The organism is Pseudoalteromonas sp. ASV78 (assembly GCF_047806705.1).
Classification (GTDB): domain Bacteria; phylum Pseudomonadota; class Gammaproteobacteria; order Enterobacterales; family Alteromonadaceae; genus Pseudoalteromonas; species Pseudoalteromonas prydzensis_A.
The window spans coordinates 3,856,538-3,873,772 of the sequence record NZ_JBLOPA010000001.1 but is presented as its reverse complement, the minus strand read 5'-3'; the positions used below and the strand labels follow the sequence as shown (position 1 = coordinate 3,873,772).

Below are 17,235 nucleotides of genomic sequence, written 5' to 3'. Positions count from 1 at the left end.
GCCTACCTAATTTTTTTTATAGCTTACACGGTAGATCACATTGGCATAATCATCGGAGATCAATAAGCTGCCATCGGCAAGTTCTGCAAAAGCAACCGGACGACCCAATGTTTCTTCGTTTTTCATAAAGCCCGTAATAAACGGCGTGTATTTTATCACACGTCCTTGCTCAATGGTGGCAACTGCCACTTTATATCCAGATTTTTTACTGCGATTCCACGAACCGTGTTCGGCAACAAAAAGCTGCTGTTTATAATTAGCCGGAAATTGCTTACCGTTATAAAAGTGAATACCAAGAGCTGCTACATGTGCGCCTAATGCCAAAGCAGGGGCACTGTAATCAGCAATGTTTTTACCTTTACCAAATTCAGGGTCTAAAATGGCACCAGCATGTACATATGGGAAACCAAAATGCTCGCCTTCGACAGTTAAACGGTTTAACTCATCAGGGGGTAAATCATCACCCATCATGTCTCGGCCATTATCGCTAAACCACATAACCTGCGTACTTGGGTGGAAATCAAAGCCCACTGAATTACGTACCCCTTGTGCTAACGTGGTCATTTGTTTGGTATTTACATCCAATGAAAAAATACGGCCGAAGCGTTCATCTTCGCCGCAGATATTACATGGTACACCCACAGGGATGATCAACTCACCAGTGGGTGAAAAACGCAAAAACTTCCAACCATGATGACGCTCGGTTGGTAACGCATCGTAAACTACTTCATATTTTGGTGCTTTTAGTTGCGTATCAATGTTTTTAAAACGAATAATACGATGTACTTCACCTACATATAAATCACCATCTTTAATCGCTAAACCCGATGGCATAGTTAAACCGCTGGCGACGAGTATTTGTTTATCTGCAATGCCATCACTATTGTGATCAATTAACGCATATACATTGCCCGCTTTACGCGAGCCAACATAAACAATGCCTTTTTTCGATACAGCTAGTTGTCGGGCATTTTCCACATCACTGGCAAATATATTTATTGTAAAACCAGCAGGAACACTGAGTTCTTGGATGATTTCTGTTGCCGCTAAGGGAGTACTTAGCAATCCTACCGCGAGTAGAGATATTAGTAATTTATTCATCTGTTGCTACCTTATTTCGGCCACGCTCTTTTGCTGCAAAGAACGCTTTATCTGGGTTTTTGATAAATCTTTACATGAGTTTAACTGCGCTATTTTTACGCAACAGCAAAACTTGTGTTGTAAGCAATATTGTCGCCACGAAAACAGTAAAAATAACACGCTGAACATAATGATATTTTTTTAATGCCTACTGTTGTTTAATTTCTTGTAAGGCGAATTCGTTAAGCGCTTTATCTTTTTAAGCAACTGCTTTTCAAGCTTATCGAAATACTGGTTACTGAGTGAAAGATAATGACTCGCTTGCGTTATATCTTGTGCAAACAGATACGCTTCAGCCAAGTATATAACCGTAGTACAGTAAGTTTTCATTTGCTACTTTGTGGGCCAAATGCCTTTGCTTACCATTCACTACGTCGTTAAGTAAGTGTAAATAGTTAAAACAGCTTCCTTGTTGTAGTTGCATATTTACACCTTGGCTTAATTACACTTGAGCACGATTACCATGATCTTCTAACCATTGACGACGATCTGATGAACGCTTTTTCGCCAGCAACATATCCATCATTTCCATGGTTTCCACTTCATCCTCTAAGGTAAGCTGTACTAAGCGACGAGTATTTGGATCCATGGTCGTTTCACGTAATTGCAGTGGGTTCATTTCACCCAAACCTTTGAAGCGCTGAACATTCACTTTACCGCGTTTTTTCTCTGCTTCAATACGCGCTAAAATGCCAGATTTTTCATCTTCATCAAGGGCGTAATAAACGTCTTTACCAATGTCGATTCTAAACAAGGGTGGCATAGCTACATACACATGCCCGGTTTTTACTAAGGTTGGAAAATGACGTACAAACAGCGCACATAATAAAGTTGCAATATGCAGCCCGTCGGAATCAGCATCCGCTAAAATACAAATTTTATTATAGCGCAACGAAGAAATATCCGTTGAATCTGGGTCAATACCCAATGCCACAGAAATATCGTGGACTTCTTGTGATGCTAAGATTTGTCCTGATTCAACTTCCCAAGTATTCAAAATTTTACCACGTAGCGGCATGATCGCCTGAAACTCACGGTCACGCGCTTGTTTAGCTGAGCCACCCGCTGAGTCACCTTCCACTAAAAACAGCTCTGTGCGATCATTATCAGCGGCACTACAATCAGTCAGCTTGCCTGGTAACGCGGGGCCTGCAGTGACTCGCTTGCGCACCACCTTTTTCGCCGCACGTAAACGTTTTTGGGCATTCGAAATACACAACTCAGAGAGTAACTCAGCGGTGTCGGTATGCTCGTTCAGCCATAAGCTAAATGAATCTTTAACAACCCCAGATACAAATGCCGAACACGAGCGTGATGAAAGTTTTTCTTTGGTTTGCCCAGCAAATTGTGGATCTTGCATTTTAACTGATAAAACATAGCTACAGCGCTCCCAAATATCATCTGGGGTGAGCTTAACGCCACGCGGCAGTAAGTTACGAAATTCGCAAAACTCACGCATTGCTTCGAGCAAACCTTGGCGCAGACCATTTACATGGGTACCACCTTGCGCTGTAGGTATTAAGTTAACATAACTTTCAGCGATTGATTCACCGCCTTCAGGCAACCACACAACCGCCCAGTCAGCGCCTTCGGTTGAACTTGAAAATTCACCGGTGAATGGGTCTTGTGGTAAGACTTCGTAGCCTTTAACGGCCTCGTTTAAGTAATCTTTTAAGCCGGTTTCGTAATACCATTCTTGGCTTTCTTTGGTTTGCTTGTTGGTAAACTTAATACGTAAACCTGGGCAAAGTACGGCTTTAGCTTTTAATAAATGATGTAATTTAGTCAACGAAAAATTAGCTGAATCAAAGTAGCTTACATCCGGCCAAAAACGTACGGTTGTGCCGGTATTGCGTTTACCGACTGTACCAATAACATTTAAGTCTTCAACTTTATCGCCATTTTCAAATGCCATCATATATTGCTGTGCATCGCGACGTACAACAACTTCAACCCGGGTGGATAATGCATTGACCACGGAGATACCTACCCCGTGTAAACCACCAGAAAACTGGTAATTTTTATTTGAGAACTTACCACCCGCATGCAGTTTAGTGAAAATTAGCTCAACCCCAGGAATACCTTCTTCAGGGTGAATATCGATAGGCATACCACGGCCATCATCACTGACTTCAAGTGAGTTATCTTCATATAAAATAACATCAATTTTTGTGGCATGGCCGGCCATGGCTTCATCGACACTGTTATCAATAACCTCTTGCCCTAAGTGATTAGGACGGGTGGTGTCGGTGTACATACCAGGGCGGCGTTTAACAGGTTCTAACCCATTTAATACTTCAATGGCTTCGGCGTTATAATTTTGCTGACTCATAGTTTTTATCTTTTATGCGCTTAGCTATGTTTTACGTGATTTTAAGAAAATCTACAATACTAGCAATGGAGTCTTCAAAGCCAATAAAGCTATGATCACCACCAAATTCTATCTGTTGCTTGCATTGTGAATAATATTTAACGGCCTGCTGATAATCCAATACTTCGTCACCTGTTTGCTGTAATAAATACAGTAACGATGGGCGCTCTAAGCTTGGTATCGACAGTGACTTTAACGCGTTAATATGACTATTACTGAGCTCGTAATGGCTATCCTGATACGGATTATAGTTCGGCCCTAACAATGAACTCAATAATAAATAAGGCTTAACAGCAGGATTGATCAGCGCTGCTGGTAACTGATATTTTTGCGATAAATAAGTGGCGTAAAAACCACCTAAAGAACTGCCAAGTAATACAGTATTTGGCGTTAATAATTGCTCAATTTGAATTATCGCATGCAGTGGTTCATGGCTTAGCCTCGGCACACAATAATCAACATCATAGTGTGCCATATACTCACCAAAGCGCACAGCTTTAAATGATTTTTCACTGCTATTAAAACCATGAATGTAAATTACCCGTTGAGCCATATTAGCTCCGAATCAACAGACAATGGGGCTGCGTCGCTTGGCTTAGTGATCGTTAATAACCGATAAGCTGCGCCTAAATTTTGTTGCTGCCAGTGTGCGGTATTTTTAGTAAATTGCACTGAACTTGCGGGAGTGGCCAGCACATCAATATTTCTGAACTGAAATTGGTAATCATTATGAACATGACCGTGGAATAGATGCCTAACCTGCCCACTGTTTTGTAATATGTTAAGCAATTGCGGACCATTTTCAAGCATATGTTTATCTAAGTAGCCGTTGATTGGCAGTGGATTATGATGGCAAAAAATCACACTCGGTAACGGTGTGCTTGCTAATAATGTGGTGATCTCATTTAAATGCGCTTCACTTACCCATCCTGCAGGTGTGGGTCCTTTGGAATTAATAAGTAACACTTCAAAGCCATCAGCAATTAAACGTTTAGCATTACTTATTTGGCCACTAGAGATGCGTTGCATGGCAGCTATCTCATCATGATTACCTGGTAGCCAAAATACTGGGCAGGAAAGCGCTGCATCGGCAATCAGCTGAGCAAACAATAAGTAGGATTCAAAACTGTGATCTTGGGTTAAATCACCACCAAAGATCACGGCATCTAATGGCTGCTCTGCCATGTGGGCAAGCGCGCGAGAAAAATGTTCTGCGGTATTAACCGCAAAATACTCAGCTTGTGGATCGGCAAATAAATGGCAATCGGTAATATGCGCTAAATGCAGCTGGCTGCGATTGAAAGTTGCATATTCATCAAACCAAGCCATTATTCACATCCCAATTGAGTGCCGCTCGACCACTGTCAACACACGCCACTAACCAATCATATAAAAATGCATTGAGCTGATATTTTTCGTCTTTTTGATGCATTTGCGGATTAGGATAGCCATACGATGGTTTAATTCTTTGATGGTAGTCATGGTGAATTATTTCTGCCACTTTTGCATCATGATACAAACGCACGGTTAAAAACAACGGATTAAAGCCTTTTAACATCCCCGTTAATTGCGTAATAGAAATATCCATAGTGTACTTCGCACAGCCATCCACTTTAATTGCAAATCGGTTATTGCCTAATTGTACTTGCCGTGCACTGCCTTGTTTGCGTTCATTGGGCAACAATTTTAAAGCGCGTAAGTAGTTATGCTCACATAACGTCAAGTATTTAGGGAGACTTTGAATATATCGTTGTTTTACTGCAAGTGCTGTCACGTTACCGCCATAAAGTTAGAGATTAAAGGGAGCATATTCTAAGTGCGCTGCTTAAGTATACGCTCACGATTAAGCGCTAACCACTGTAATGAAATAACCGTCGCGGCATTATCTATCTCACCCGTTGCTAAACGGGCCATCGCCTCATTAAAACTGATAATATGTGTTCTTATATCTTCGCCTTCGGTTTCTAGCCCATAAACACCACTTTGCAGCTGGCTTAAGTCAGTGGGAGCTAAATAAAGATGTAACCGCTCGGTAGTACCGCCTGGGCTTGAAAGGTACGATAGCATAAATTCCAATTCATGTAGCTCAAGTCCCGCCTCCTCAAATGCTTCGCGTTTGACGACAGTTTCATAATCAGTACTGCCATCCGTCATACCGGCTATACATTCTAATAACCAAGGTGATTGCTTGCTCTTTATTGCGCCAATCCGTATTTGTTCGATCAGCAAAATACAGTCTGTTACGGGATCATACGGTAAAACCGCAACAGCGTCACCGCGCTCGAGTATTTCACGGCTTATTGTTGCCGATTGTCCACCAGCAAATAGTGCATGCTCAAACTGATATAAATTAATATTAAAAAACCCCTTATAAAGTGCTTTTATAGGGGCTATTTTAACGTCTTGCTTGCCAAATTTTATAAGTTTTTCATCAGCCATTGCATTTCCTATGGTATTTTATTACTTGAATTAGCGCTTAGATAATAACTATCATGTCCGCACTATTATATTCTGTTACACTTGTTTACGCTGTTTTACGCAATTTTTTTTTTGTTATTAAGTAAAACAGGTTACCATGCTTTTAGAACGAAAATTGTCTAAGGACTGAACGAATAATGAAAAAAAACATTCTTGCTGCGCTGATTGGTTTATCTTGCGCATTAACTGCAACAGCATCAAATGCTGAAGATTTATTACAAGTTTATGAAATTGCCACAGCTAACGATCCCACTGTTTTAAAAGCAAAAGCGCAAGCCGATGCACAAGCTTATAACAGCGATCGTGCGATGAGTGCTTTATTGCCACAAATCGGTTTTTCTATGGGGTATGAAAAAACCGATAGCACATCATTTAACGGTACTGATGCGGCAGGTTATACCAAGATCGATAGCGATTCAGATACATTCACCCGTGGTCTTAGCCTAAGCCAAACACTGTTTGATTTAGGTGCATGGAATTCACTAGGTATTGCAGACAAACAAGCGTTGCAAGCAACTGCTCAATATGATTTTGCCAAGCAAGATCTGATTGTTCGTGTTGCTGATGGCTATTTCAACGTATTAAGTTCGATTGATAACTTAGAATTCGTACAATCGGAAAAACGCGCCATTGAACGTCAACTTGAGCAAACCAAACAGCGTTATGCAGTAGGCTTAACGGCAATTACCGATGTGCATGAAGCGCAAGCACAGTTCGATAACTCGGTTGCCCGCGAAATCGTTGCCAGAAACGGCGTTGAAACTGCCCGTGAGCAGCTTCGCGAGATCACCGGTAAATACCACGCTAAGCTGGATATGTTAAACACTGAGACGTTCTCTACAGTTCAACCGACAAAAAAATCACCCGATTACATTAAGCTAGCAGAGGAAAACAACTTAAATCTGCAGGTCTCTAAAGTAACGGTTGATATCGCTAAAGATCAAATTGATTTAGCACAAGCGGGTCATTACCCTAAGCTGACTTTAGATGCCAGCTACGGTGATACACTAGCTGATAGCAATAGCAACACGGCACGTCCACGTGGTGATAGTACAAATATTGGCATCACCTTTAGTGTGCCAATCTATTCAGGCGGTGCTACTACTGCTGCGACTGAGCAAGCACGTGCTTTTTATGTGGCTGCAAGCGAAGATTTAGAAGCAAATTTACGTGGCGTCACTCGCTCGGTTATCACATCGTATAATCAAGTAGTATCTGATATTGCGACTTTTAAAGCGCTTGAGCAAGCTGTGGTTTCAGCAGAAAGCGCATTAAAAGCCACTGAAGCAGGTTTTGAAGTGGGCACTCGTACCATTGTTGACGTATTGATCAGCACACAAAACCTTTTTAATGCTAAACGTAATCTTGCTGATGTACGCTATCGCTATGTAGTCTCGACGCTACGCTTAAAACAAGCGGCGGGTACGTTAACAAGCAATGACTTACAAGCCATTAATCAAGGTTTAAAAGAAATCCAATAGCGATAAGTTTAACATTTCTCATTAAAAAGCCAGCAACTTGCTGGCTTTTTTGTATTTTTTTATTCATCCAGTTAAACTAACTCTTTTTCGAATATGAGATATTTCCGTGGTCAACTCATCTGCATTTAAATGGTCTTTCCTAGGTCCGCGTTATTGGCTTACTTGGCTTGGTGTATTTATTTTATATACGCTGTCTTGGTTACCGTCTAAACTGCAATTATGGCTAGGTAAGCAACTTGGTCGCTTGGTATATCGCACCATGAAAAAGCGTCGCCACATTGCTGAAGTTAATATAAGACTATGCTTTCCTGATATGCCAATTGAACAGCAACGGGCGTTAGTCAAACAGAATATGGAAAACACTGGTATTGCGACCCTTGAAACAGGTATGGCATGGTGGTGGCCAAATTGGCGGATAAAGCGCGTTTATGGCTCTGTGAAAGGGCTTGAACATTTTGCGCGGATCCAACAATCTGGTAAAGGTGTGCTATTGCTAGTCCCGCATATTTTACACCTAGAAATAGCCAGCCGGATCATGGGCCTTAAACACCAAGGCATTGGCTTTTACCGCCCGCATAATAATCCGCTAATGGAGTTTTTTATGACCCGAGGCCGGTTACGATCAAATGAGTATTTAATTGGCAAACGCGATGTCAAAGGGCTATTAAAGGCACTTAAAGCTAAAAAAGTCTGTTATTACTTGCCAGATCAAGACTACGGTCGTAAACGCTGTGAATTTGCACCGTTTTTTGCAGTCCAAGATGCGGCAACAACCACTGGAACCTTATTATTCTCAGCCAGTAAAAATTGTGAGACAGTGAGCTTAACCAGCCGCCGTGATGAACAAGGTAAATACCATTTAGAAGTACTGCCTGCACTGGATAATTTCCCCAGTGGTGATGATAAAGCTGATGTGACCCGAGTCAACCAGCGAATAGAGCAAGCCGTAAACGTTGCTCCTGCACAATATATGTGGCTGCATAGACGTTTTAAAACACGTCCAGATATCGATGCACCTTCTTATTACAAGTGACAACGCCACTGTAATATGCTTTTATTAACAAATATAAATACAAGAGTATGAGTTATGTGGTTTTGGGTTAAGCATTTATCATTAGCTGCCATTTTAATTGCCGCAGCACTTTATTTTTTATTAGGTCATGGCCCGGTCATGGATATGAAAGATACCAAAAATGCAGCGGCGCAAGGTTTATCACGCTTTTATTCTGCATTACGTAACCAAGTTAGTAAAAATAATGAACGTGATAAGTATGTGCTTAAACTCCCTGCTCCTGATATAAATATCGATGCCGCATTAACCGAGCGCGCTAAAGTTGTTGAACCATCTTCACCAAACTGGACGGGGAAGTTTATCCCGAGACGGTTTGAAAACGGCTCCACCTTAAAAAAAGTGTTAACTGACTATGCACGCAATGAAGACATCGTATTGTATTGGTATTTAAGTAAAGATTATGTGGTCAAAGACCACTTTAGGGTTGATAGCGATTTCAACTCAACCCTTTATCAAGTTGGTCGCGCCATCAACGATGACTTTGAAAACGAGGTTTATACATTTTTTTGCTTTAAACAGCGGGCAGCGGTGATCACCGAACTGCCCTCTGAATATGTACGCGAAAATTGCAAACGCCTAAGGAGTTAGGCGGTTAATGCAAACACCTGCTGCCATGCGTTGGTGACAAACAGAATATGCGGGGTAACCTCCTGTTTTGCAACACAACGTCCCTGCTGATCTAAGCTCAACACATGATAACGGGAGCGATAATCAATATAAGCCGCGATCAACCCTTGCTTAGTCTCTTTGCTAATACAGCCAAGCCGTGCAGCATCCGTTAAAATCCTCACATTATCTGAATAAGTTGTTAGCTCAGCAAAGCGATGCGCATTATTTAGTACCAAGTATTGCGTTAAAAACTCAATATCAGCAATACCACCTGCATCTTGTTTCAAATCAAACTCAATGTCATTGCCCTTCGCTAAGTGGGTACGCATTTTTTCACGCATGGTGATCACATCTTCTTTGAGTTTTTGTGGGTCGCGCTGCTGGCACAAAATACCTAAGCGAATTTGCGCAAACCGCCGTTGTAACTCAGCTTGTCCAAAAATCATTCGAGAGCGTACTAGCGCCTGATGCTCCCACGTCCAAGCTTGCGTTTGCTGGTAATGATTAAAGCTTTCTAAATTGATTGCCATTAGCCCTGAAGCGCCTTCTGGGCGTAATCGAGTATCCAGCTCATATAAAATACCCGACGCTGTACGGGTATTAAATAAATGCATTAATCGCTGTGCAAGTTTTAAATAAAACTGACGTGAATCAATCGCTTTAGTGCCATTAGTTTGCTCTGAGCCATCACTGTTATGCACAAATACTAAGTCGAGATCAGAATCATAACCCACTTCAAAACCACCGGTTTTGCCATACGCTATTACCGCAAAGCCTTTATGTTCATCATCAGTATTAGGTGGGACACCAAAGCGCTGCGCCATTTGTTGCCAAGCAAGATTGACAGCTTGCTCGACTATCGCTTCGGCTAATGCAGTTAAGTGATCGCTTACTTTCATCACATCTAACACACCGGTTGCATCAGCGGCAGCAATCCTTAGCTGATGGGTTTGTTTAAACTGACGCAATGCTTCCATTTGCTGTTCTAAGTCTGCGCTATCAATACGTAAAAAATACTGTCGTATTTCGTCTTTATAGGCACTCAAAGGAGTGGGCTTATACAGCACCGCAGGATCGATTAGCTCATCAAGTAAAATCGGGTAACGGGAAATATGTTCACCAATCCATTTACTATGACAACACAACGAAACAAGCTGCTTTAACGCGCCTTGGTTTTCATACAGCAACTCTAAATAGGCTGTGCGTGAAATAACCTTACTTAGTACTTGGCAGATCATACTAAATACGTCACCGCTTGCTTGACTGTCTGATAGTTGCTTTAGCATTAACGGCATGAGTTTATCGAGAATATCGCGACCACGATGACCAATTTTAGTTTTCGTTAAGCGTGCTTTAAAGTCTTCTAATGGCATTTGCCATGCATCATTTGGTTCGCTCAAGACACTAATATCGGTGTGTTCCCAAGCACTTATAAACGCACTTTCACACGGATCGACAGGCTCACTTTCATAGCCAATGACTTGTTCAAATTCACTGTGTATGCCAGCCATAATGTCATTTATTTGTGCTAAAGATGCGCTGAAATCACGCTGCCCTAACAAGTAATTTAACCGTTGTTGGTTGAGCTCATCATCAGGTAATGTTTGCGTTTGTTGATCGGCAAAAATCTGTAAATACTGCTCTACCCGTCTTAAAAATAAATAATTATCACGTAGTAACTGCGCTTCATCTTCGCCAATAACTTGAATGTTTTCTAGCTCCGCCAGTGCTTTTTGCAAGGATTGTGTTTGCAAATTAGCTTCTCGCCCGCCCCTTACCATTTGCAGTGCTTGCACCACAAACTCCACTTCACGGATCCCTCCTGCACCTAGTTTTATATTGTTAGTCAAGCGTTTACGACGTACTTCTTGAGCTATCATTTGTTTCATTTTACGCAACGATTCGATCACTGAAAAGTCAATATAACGACGATACACAAACGGTTTTAATAACTGATAGAATTCATCACTGTAGCGCGTTTGCGGGCCGATCAAACGCCCTTTGAGCATGGCGTAGCGTTCCCATTCACGACCTTGATCTTGATAATAATCTTCTATTGCTGTGAAACTCATAACCAAAGGGCCACTCTCACCAAATGGGCGCAGCCGCATATCCACTCTAAATACTTGACCGTCAACAGTGATTTGATTAAGTGCGGCAATCAGTTTTTGTGCAACTTTAGTGTAAAACACTTGCGCTTCTAGCGAGCGACGCCCACCTTGAGTTTTTACGCTGCGCGGATACGAAAAAATTAAATCGATATCTGACGAATAGTTTAACTCTTGGCCGCCTAACTTACCCATGCCTAATACCATCATAGCGAGGGGTTGTTGTTGCTCATCCAGTGGTTGCCCATTAACGATTGCAACCTGAGCGAACGCCCAATTATTTGCACTGTCAATTAACTGATCGGCAAGTGCTGAAATATAGCCAATGCTATCTGCTATGTCATTGTTATAACACAAATCTAAACACGCTACTTTTAACCAATAGCGCTCACGATAACGGCGTAAAATTTTATGACACTGCGCTTCATCCACCTCTGCCAAATTTAACCCTTGAAATGGATTTGGACTATCACGCAAACTCATTTGTGTATCACAAAGTAACATCTCAATTAACTGCGGTTGAGATTGCAAACAACGCCATGCAAAGTCACTCAAGCCGATTAAATTAATAATTAACTCACTGGGTGATTGCTCTGGGTAGAGCTGCACAAAGCGCTCGCGACCAAGGGTGTTTAGTGCTGTTGGAAGTTGTTCGCCTAGTGTCATCAAATACTCTCTTTTATATCCGTCGTAACCGTACTAGAATGATTAGCATAATAATAACCAGCCTAGGTTCTCAATGTCATATTTATCTTTATCTAACACTAGTTTACTCGCGATTGCTATCTGTTTTATGGTTATTTGCTTAGCTGTTATTTGTTTGCGGGTAGTAAGTCAACTTAAGGCTAAACAAGCATTAAAAGAAGAGCTTGCTCAACATGACAATTTTGCTCTAGGAATTAGTTTTGCGTCAGAAATCAGTGTAGTGGTAGCGACGGTGGCATTTTTATTTGATGAAATTAGTATCAGCACAGCCCAATCAAACCCGATTAAAGTGATTGTACTGATAGTCCTGTTATTTGCTTTTATTAAAATAGGTCACTTGATCCACCGCAAGTGGATTTTGCACCGTTTTAACGAAGAAGCCGCCATCTTAAAGCAAAATGTCTGCGCTGCTTTAGTTGATTCTGGCATGTTAATCGCCAACTGTATTATCACCTTAGGGCTTTACCACTGGTCTCATACCCAAGGTTTTAGCAGCTTGCTCATCGTGTTTGTTTGCTTCCTTTTATTACAAGGAATTTTTGCCCTAGACAGCAAGCTACGTGAATATCGCTTTGCTCGCGCTAATCAAGGGGCATCATTACAGAATAACTTTAATTTAGAAAATACCTCTATCGGCATCCGTTATGCGGGGAAATCCATCGGTCTTGCATTAGCTATTTATGCAGGCCTTGCCAGTGCCACTTTTCATAGTGGCAAAATGGTAGAGAATTTATTCACATTAGCTTTACATTGCGGCACTATGTGGTTATTACTGTATCTATTAACGACTATAATCAAGTTCATTTCACTGCCAAACATTGATACTGCGCTTGAAATTGATCATCAAGATAATATTGGCGTAGCCTGCATTGAATTTGCTGTTTTCAGTGCAATAGGCTATTTACTAATAAGCATGTTTTCAATTTAAGCTTGGAAATGTTCGAATACGTGGGGCCTTATGCCGTTTGAAGTAAATAACTATCTACTGATCGACAACGACAGTGAATTCAGTCGGCAATTTACTGAGCACTACTTTGCTCGGCCACACGGAACCAGCCCCAGTACCCTAGTCGTAGCAGGTACGAATACCCGTCAGTTGGTGAAGTTAATGTTTGATGAGTTAATCAAAGATTATTGCTACTGCGACTTTAGCAATGAAATTAGCGTGTCAGAACTGGCAAGCTACTTACATGAACACCATGATATTGCTGGCGTGCTGTTCAATCAAACGGACTATTTGTTAGCTGATGATAAACAACGCTTTATATTCAACTCGTTACATTCTGTACGATTTTTAATTAAAGAAGCAGAAGATGGATACCTGTTTGAGCCCGTAGCCGATATGGCGCAAAACAACCACTTATCATGTCAAACTGAAATAGCCGAAACCCCGCAAGATTTAGACGCATTATGCGAAAAGCTCAATAACTAATTACGCAGCGCTGGTAATAAGTATTTGCACCAACGAGATGACTTACATACCATAACACCATTAGCTATTTTTGTTGAAGGTCAGCATGCGAGTTCCTCATATATATCAAGCAAGTTCCATTGTAATTGCGACCCCACTGCAGTTAGACGATGATGCCGCAGGCCATATTGGTCGTGTATTACGGATGAAAGTCGGTGAGCATATTTCATTGTTTAATGGTCAAGGTGGCGAATACCTTTGCGAACTCATTGAAGTTGGTAAAAAATCAGTGGTGGCAATGCCGCTTAAATTTGATGACAAAGATGTTGAATCACCACTTAGCATCCACTTAGGGCAAGGTATTTCTCGCGGCGATAAAATGGACTTTACCATTCAAAAGTCGGTTGAATTAGGGATCACTGAAATCACGCCTATTTTTAGCCAGCGTTGTGGGGTTAAATTAAGCCCTGAGCGACTTGCCAAAAAACACCTACAATGGCAAAAAATAGCCATTGCTGCTGCCGAGCAATCAGGCCGCAATAGCATCACCACCATTCACCCACCGATCGATCTTAGCCAATGGCTTGCGCAAAAGAGTGATGAAATTAAACTCACCCTACACCCTCGCGCCGAGCATAGCATCAAAACAATCAAGGTGCCAAGTGCTGGCGTGCGCTTTTTAGTCGGTCCTGAAGGTGGCTTTACCGATGATGAAATTGCCCAAACCAAACAGCAAGCGTTTGTTGATATTCGTATTGGGCCACGCGTACTACGCACAGAAACGGCCGCTTTGACGGTGTTAAGTGCATTACAGCTACAATTTGGCGATTTAGCTAATTGAAAATAGCTAAACCACCCTCATATCAATAGCAATATATTCAGTAAGGCAACGAACATGGCAATTAAGTTAGGTATAATTTCAGATCCGATCAGCGGATTTAACATCAAAAAAGACACCGGTTTTGCAATGATGATGCAAGCCCAAAGCCGTGGCTATGAAATTTACTATATGGAAATGAACGATCTTTCATTACGTAAAGGTAAAGCGTATGCCACAGCCGCCAAAGCAACCGTGTTCGACGATGAGCACCATTGGTATGAGCTTGAAGAAAAAACCACCATCGCACTTGCTGATTTAGATGTTATCTTAATGCGTAAAGATCCGCCATTTGATACTGAATACATTTACGCAACCTACATTTTAGAACGCGCCGAACTTGAAGGTACGCTTATTATTAATAAGCCACAGAGCTTGCGTGATGCCAACGAAAAGTTATTCACAGCATGGTTTAGTGAACATACCCCTGATACTTTAGTAACTCGTTGCAAACACCAAATTCGTGCGTTTTTAACCGAACATAAAGACATCATTCTAAAACCTTTAGATGGCATGGGTGGCGCCTCTATTTTCCGGGTTAGAGAAGATGATGCCAACATCGGCGTTATTTGCGAAACCCTCACCGAACACGGTAGCCGTTTTGCCATGGCACAAAATTATATCCCTGAGATCAAACAAGGCGATAAGCGCGTATTGGTGGTAGATGGTGAAGTGATCCCATATTGCCTAGCGCGTATCCCGCAAAATGGTGAAACACGCGGTAATTTAGCCGTAGGTGGCCGTGGCGAAGCACGTCCAATCAGTGACTCAGACCGTCGCATTGCCGAAGCCGTGGCACCGACATTAAAAGCCAAAGGGCTGATTTTTGTTGGTCTGGATATTATTGGTGATAAATTAACAGAAATTAACGTAACAGCACCAACCTGCGTGAAAGAAATTGAAGCCGCCTATGATATTTCAATTACCGGGCGCTTATTTGATGCCATAGAAAGAAAACTAGGCCGTAGTTAACTAAACTATGCCATACTAAAATTGACTAAATAACTGCTTGAGATAAATTTATTTTCCGAAATTTAAGTTAAATAATAAAGGGGTATCGTTATGCAATCATTAGAAAATCATTTTTTAATCGCAATGCCATCAATGCAAGACCCTTTTTTTAAACGTGCTGTCGCGTATATTTGTGAGCACAATGAAGACGGGGCTATGGGGCTGGTGATCAATCAGCCGATCAATATTACTGTCGGCGACTTGCTCGACAAAATAGAGATTGATAACGACAAATCCACCCAAGCTGCAAGTGTTGCGGTATTTGCTGGAGGACCTGTAAAAACCGATCGTGGTTTTGTACTGCATTCGCCAAAAGCAGGTTATAGCGCAAGCCAAGAACTCAGCAGCGAAATTATGATCACTACATCCAAAGATGTGTTGGCAAGTTTAACCACCGCTCAAGCGCCAGAGCAGTTTATTATTACGCTCGGTTATTCTGGTTGGGAGCAAGGCCAACTCGAACAAGAGCTACTTGAAAACGCTTGGCTAATTATAAAAGCCGATCCCGATATTATTTTTAACACACCGATTGAGCAGCGCTGGGAAAAAGCAGTCGCGACACTCGGATTTGATATTAGCCAATTAAGTTCAGAGGCTGGCCACGCATAAGCGTGGTCAAGCACAATTTTAAAGCACAGAGCTAGCATGACTAAAAAACAACTAAAGCCCAAAGGTGAGCGTACCGTGATGGGCTTTGATTTTGGCACCACCAGCATTGGTGTTGCTATCGGCCAAGAGTTAACGGGTACCGCATCAAGTCTCACTGCGATCAAAGCCAAAGATGGCATACCAAATTGGGATTTTATTAAAAAGCATGTCGATGAGTGGCAACCTGATTTACTCGTCGTCGGTTTACCGCTTAATATGGATGGCACCAACCAAGAAGTCACCTTTAAAGCTAAAAAGTTTGCCAACCGTTTACATAATCACTACGGGCTACCTGTAGAGACCCAAGACGAACGTTTAACCACCGCAGATGCCAAAGCACGATTATTTGAGCAAGGCGGTTACCGTAGCTTAGACAAAGGTAATGTGGATAATATGTCGGCTGTTATTATTTTAGAAAGCTTCTTTGAGCAAGCTTACGGGTAACTGGTAGGTTAATAATAAGCTGCTCACTCAAGTCAGGAATAAATCCAGCTTGGCGATAAGCTTTTTCTATCGCGCCTTGTTGTCGTAGTATTTTTAAGCCTTTTTGCAATGCTTGAAAAGCCTGAGCGCCATCGGGATGGCGTTTTGATATCACAAAGTGACGACTATCATCTAACAATATCAGTATATTAGGTATCGCTTGTAAAACAATATCTTCCAGTACATATTGGTTATCCATCTGTGGCATCAATGGCATTAACATAAAATCAATCCATTGCATCGATACCATGCGCACTTGACTGAGCCATTCATCTTCGGCAACTAACTCTTTTAATGGTAATTGCGATAAGGTTTTCCAGTCAGTTCGCCAACGCGGTGTAGAAACACTGGTTAGCTGATTAAAATCAGATAAGGTATGTAGCTTAAATACTTTTTTATTTTTAGGCGATGCAAAAATTCCCGCAAAATACTCACCTTTACGGATCACCGCATCGCTGATATGTATTTTACTAGCTAATGATTTAGCGTCTTCGTACCAGTAAGTATCAAAACTTATCAGTAACCCACCTTGCTCTAACAGTTTGGTATTGCGAAAGTTAATTTTACCAACTTGATAATTAAAAGTTTTATCAAAGCCTCCTAAATGCAAGGCTTGTTGGGCGATGATCATATCGACTACATCACGGCGAATAAACTGGCCACTAAAATCAGTGATGTCTTGTGGCTGTCTACCCGCTAAAAAACGCGTGTAGTCATGATACACATCATCCCGAATAAAAATGCCGATGGATTGCTCTGTCTGTATCGCCATGGCATAAACTGGTGCACCAACAAGCCATATCACAACCGTGACCAGTAACCATTTTATGCACTTATTCAT

18 protein-coding genes are annotated in these 17,235 nt (G+C 41.6%); 9 read left to right on the top strand and 9 right to left on the bottom strand.

The window, feature by feature from the left end:
* Positions 1-6 precede the first annotated feature (6 nt).
* The 7 genes from ACMVDV_RS17650 to ACMVDV_RS17620 all read right to left on the bottom strand — a co-directional run bounded on the left by ACMVDV_RS17650 (position 7) and on the right by ACMVDV_RS17620 (position 5,950).
* Positions 7-1,101 carry a PQQ-dependent sugar dehydrogenase gene (locus tag ACMVDV_RS17650; RefSeq protein WP_416158961.1) on the bottom strand — a complete coding sequence of 365 codons (1,095 nt, stop codon included), beginning with the start codon at positions 1,099-1,101 and terminating at the stop codon, positions 7-9.
* A gap of 331 nt (positions 1,102-1,432) precedes the next feature.
* Positions 1,433-1,564 (bottom strand): hypothetical protein, encoded by a 132-nt coding sequence (locus ACMVDV_RS17645; protein ID WP_416158960.1) that lies wholly within the window; start codon positions 1,562-1,564, stop codon positions 1,433-1,435.
* A gap of 18 nt (positions 1,565-1,582) precedes the next feature.
* On the bottom strand, positions 1,583-3,472 hold the full coding sequence (gene parE / locus ACMVDV_RS17640; RefSeq protein ID WP_416158959.1) for a DNA topoisomerase IV subunit B: 1,890 nt from the start codon (positions 3,470-3,472) through the stop codon (positions 1,583-1,585).
* Positions 3,473-3,503: 31 nt separating this feature from the next.
* On the bottom strand, positions 3,504-4,064 hold the full coding sequence (locus tag ACMVDV_RS17635; protein ID WP_304182456.1) for a YqiA/YcfP family alpha/beta fold hydrolase: 561 nt from the start codon (positions 4,062-4,064) through the stop codon (positions 3,504-3,506).
* Entirely contained in the window at positions 4,049-4,840 is a 792-nt protein-coding gene (locus ACMVDV_RS17630) for a metallophosphoesterase (protein ID WP_416158958.1), read from the bottom strand. The genes ACMVDV_RS17635 and ACMVDV_RS17630 overlap by 16 nt, the downstream gene beginning before the upstream one ends.
* Positions 4,827-5,285: a DUF1249 domain-containing protein gene (locus tag ACMVDV_RS17625; protein ID WP_416158957.1), complete on the bottom strand. Its 459-nt coding sequence runs from the start codon at positions 5,283-5,285 to the stop codon at positions 4,827-4,829. The genes ACMVDV_RS17630 and ACMVDV_RS17625 overlap by 14 nt, the downstream gene beginning before the upstream one ends.
* A gap of 38 nt (positions 5,286-5,323) precedes the next feature.
* Complete coding sequence (locus ACMVDV_RS17620) at positions 5,324-5,950, bottom strand: NUDIX domain-containing protein (RefSeq protein WP_416158956.1); 627 nt, start codon at positions 5,948-5,950, stop codon at positions 5,324-5,326.
* 176 nt (positions 5,951-6,126) lie between these two features.
* Here ACMVDV_RS17620 and tolC point away from each other — a divergent pair, with 176 nt between their 5' ends.
* From tolC to ACMVDV_RS17605, 3 genes are all read left to right on the top strand, one after another.
* Positions 6,127-7,470, top strand: coding sequence for an outer membrane channel protein TolC (tolC, locus tag ACMVDV_RS17615; protein WP_304182452.1), 1,344 nt, complete (start codon positions 6,127-6,129; stop codon positions 7,468-7,470).
* A 106-nt stretch (positions 7,471-7,576) separates the two neighbouring features.
* The gene (gene lpxL / locus ACMVDV_RS17610; RefSeq protein WP_304182451.1) at positions 7,577-8,503 is read left to right on the top strand and encodes an LpxL/LpxP family Kdo(2)-lipid IV(A) lauroyl/palmitoleoyl acyltransferase; all 927 of its coding nucleotides are present in this window, start codon (positions 7,577-7,579) and stop codon (positions 8,501-8,503) included.
* A gap of 54 nt (positions 8,504-8,557) precedes the next feature.
* Positions 8,558-9,130 (top strand): TcpQ domain-containing protein, encoded by a 573-nt coding sequence (locus tag ACMVDV_RS17605; RefSeq protein ID WP_304182450.1) that lies wholly within the window; start codon positions 8,558-8,560, stop codon positions 9,128-9,130.
* Here ACMVDV_RS17605 and glnE read toward each other — a convergent pair.
* Positions 9,127-11,925 carry a bifunctional [glutamate--ammonia ligase]-adenylyl-L-tyrosine phosphorylase/[glutamate--ammonia-ligase] adenylyltransferase gene (gene glnE / locus ACMVDV_RS17600; protein ID WP_416158955.1) on the bottom strand — a complete coding sequence of 933 codons (2,799 nt, stop codon included), beginning with the start codon at positions 11,923-11,925 and terminating at the stop codon, positions 9,127-9,129. The two genes, ACMVDV_RS17605 and glnE, sit on opposite strands and share 4 nt — an antisense overlap.
* A gap of 73 nt (positions 11,926-11,998) precedes the next feature.
* Here glnE and ACMVDV_RS17595 point away from each other — a divergent pair, with 73 nt between their 5' ends.
* From ACMVDV_RS17595 to ruvX, 6 genes are all read left to right on the top strand, one after another.
* Positions 11,999-12,892 (top strand): hypothetical protein, encoded by an 894-nt coding sequence (locus ACMVDV_RS17595; protein ID WP_192541718.1) that lies wholly within the window; start codon positions 11,999-12,001, stop codon positions 12,890-12,892.
* A gap of 30 nt (positions 12,893-12,922) precedes the next feature.
* Positions 12,923-13,396: a hypothetical protein gene (locus tag ACMVDV_RS17590; RefSeq protein WP_416158954.1), complete on the top strand. Its 474-nt coding sequence runs from the start codon at positions 12,923-12,925 to the stop codon at positions 13,394-13,396.
* A gap of 85 nt (positions 13,397-13,481) precedes the next feature.
* Complete coding sequence (rsmE, locus tag ACMVDV_RS17585) at positions 13,482-14,216, top strand: 16S rRNA (uracil(1498)-N(3))-methyltransferase (protein WP_416158953.1); 735 nt, start codon at positions 13,482-13,484, stop codon at positions 14,214-14,216.
* Positions 14,217-14,270: 54 nt separating this feature from the next.
* The gene (gshB, locus tag ACMVDV_RS17580) at positions 14,271-15,224 is read left to right on the top strand and encodes a glutathione synthase (RefSeq protein ID WP_416158952.1); all 954 of its coding nucleotides are present in this window, start codon (positions 14,271-14,273) and stop codon (positions 15,222-15,224) included.
* Between the two features lie 90 nt (positions 15,225-15,314).
* A complete protein-coding gene (locus tag ACMVDV_RS17575) occupies positions 15,315-15,872 on the top strand; it encodes a YqgE/AlgH family protein (RefSeq protein WP_416158951.1) in 558 nt (185 codons plus the stop codon).
* Between the two features lie 36 nt (positions 15,873-15,908).
* Positions 15,909-16,355, top strand: a complete 447-nt coding sequence (gene ruvX / locus ACMVDV_RS17570; protein WP_416158950.1) for a Holliday junction resolvase RuvX — start codon at positions 15,909-15,911, stop codon at positions 16,353-16,355.
* Here the strand turns inward: ruvX and ACMVDV_RS17565 are convergent.
* Entirely contained in the window at positions 16,318-17,235 is a 918-nt protein-coding gene (locus tag ACMVDV_RS17565) for a hypothetical protein (RefSeq protein WP_416158949.1), read from the bottom strand. The two genes, ruvX and ACMVDV_RS17565, sit on opposite strands and share 38 nt — an antisense overlap.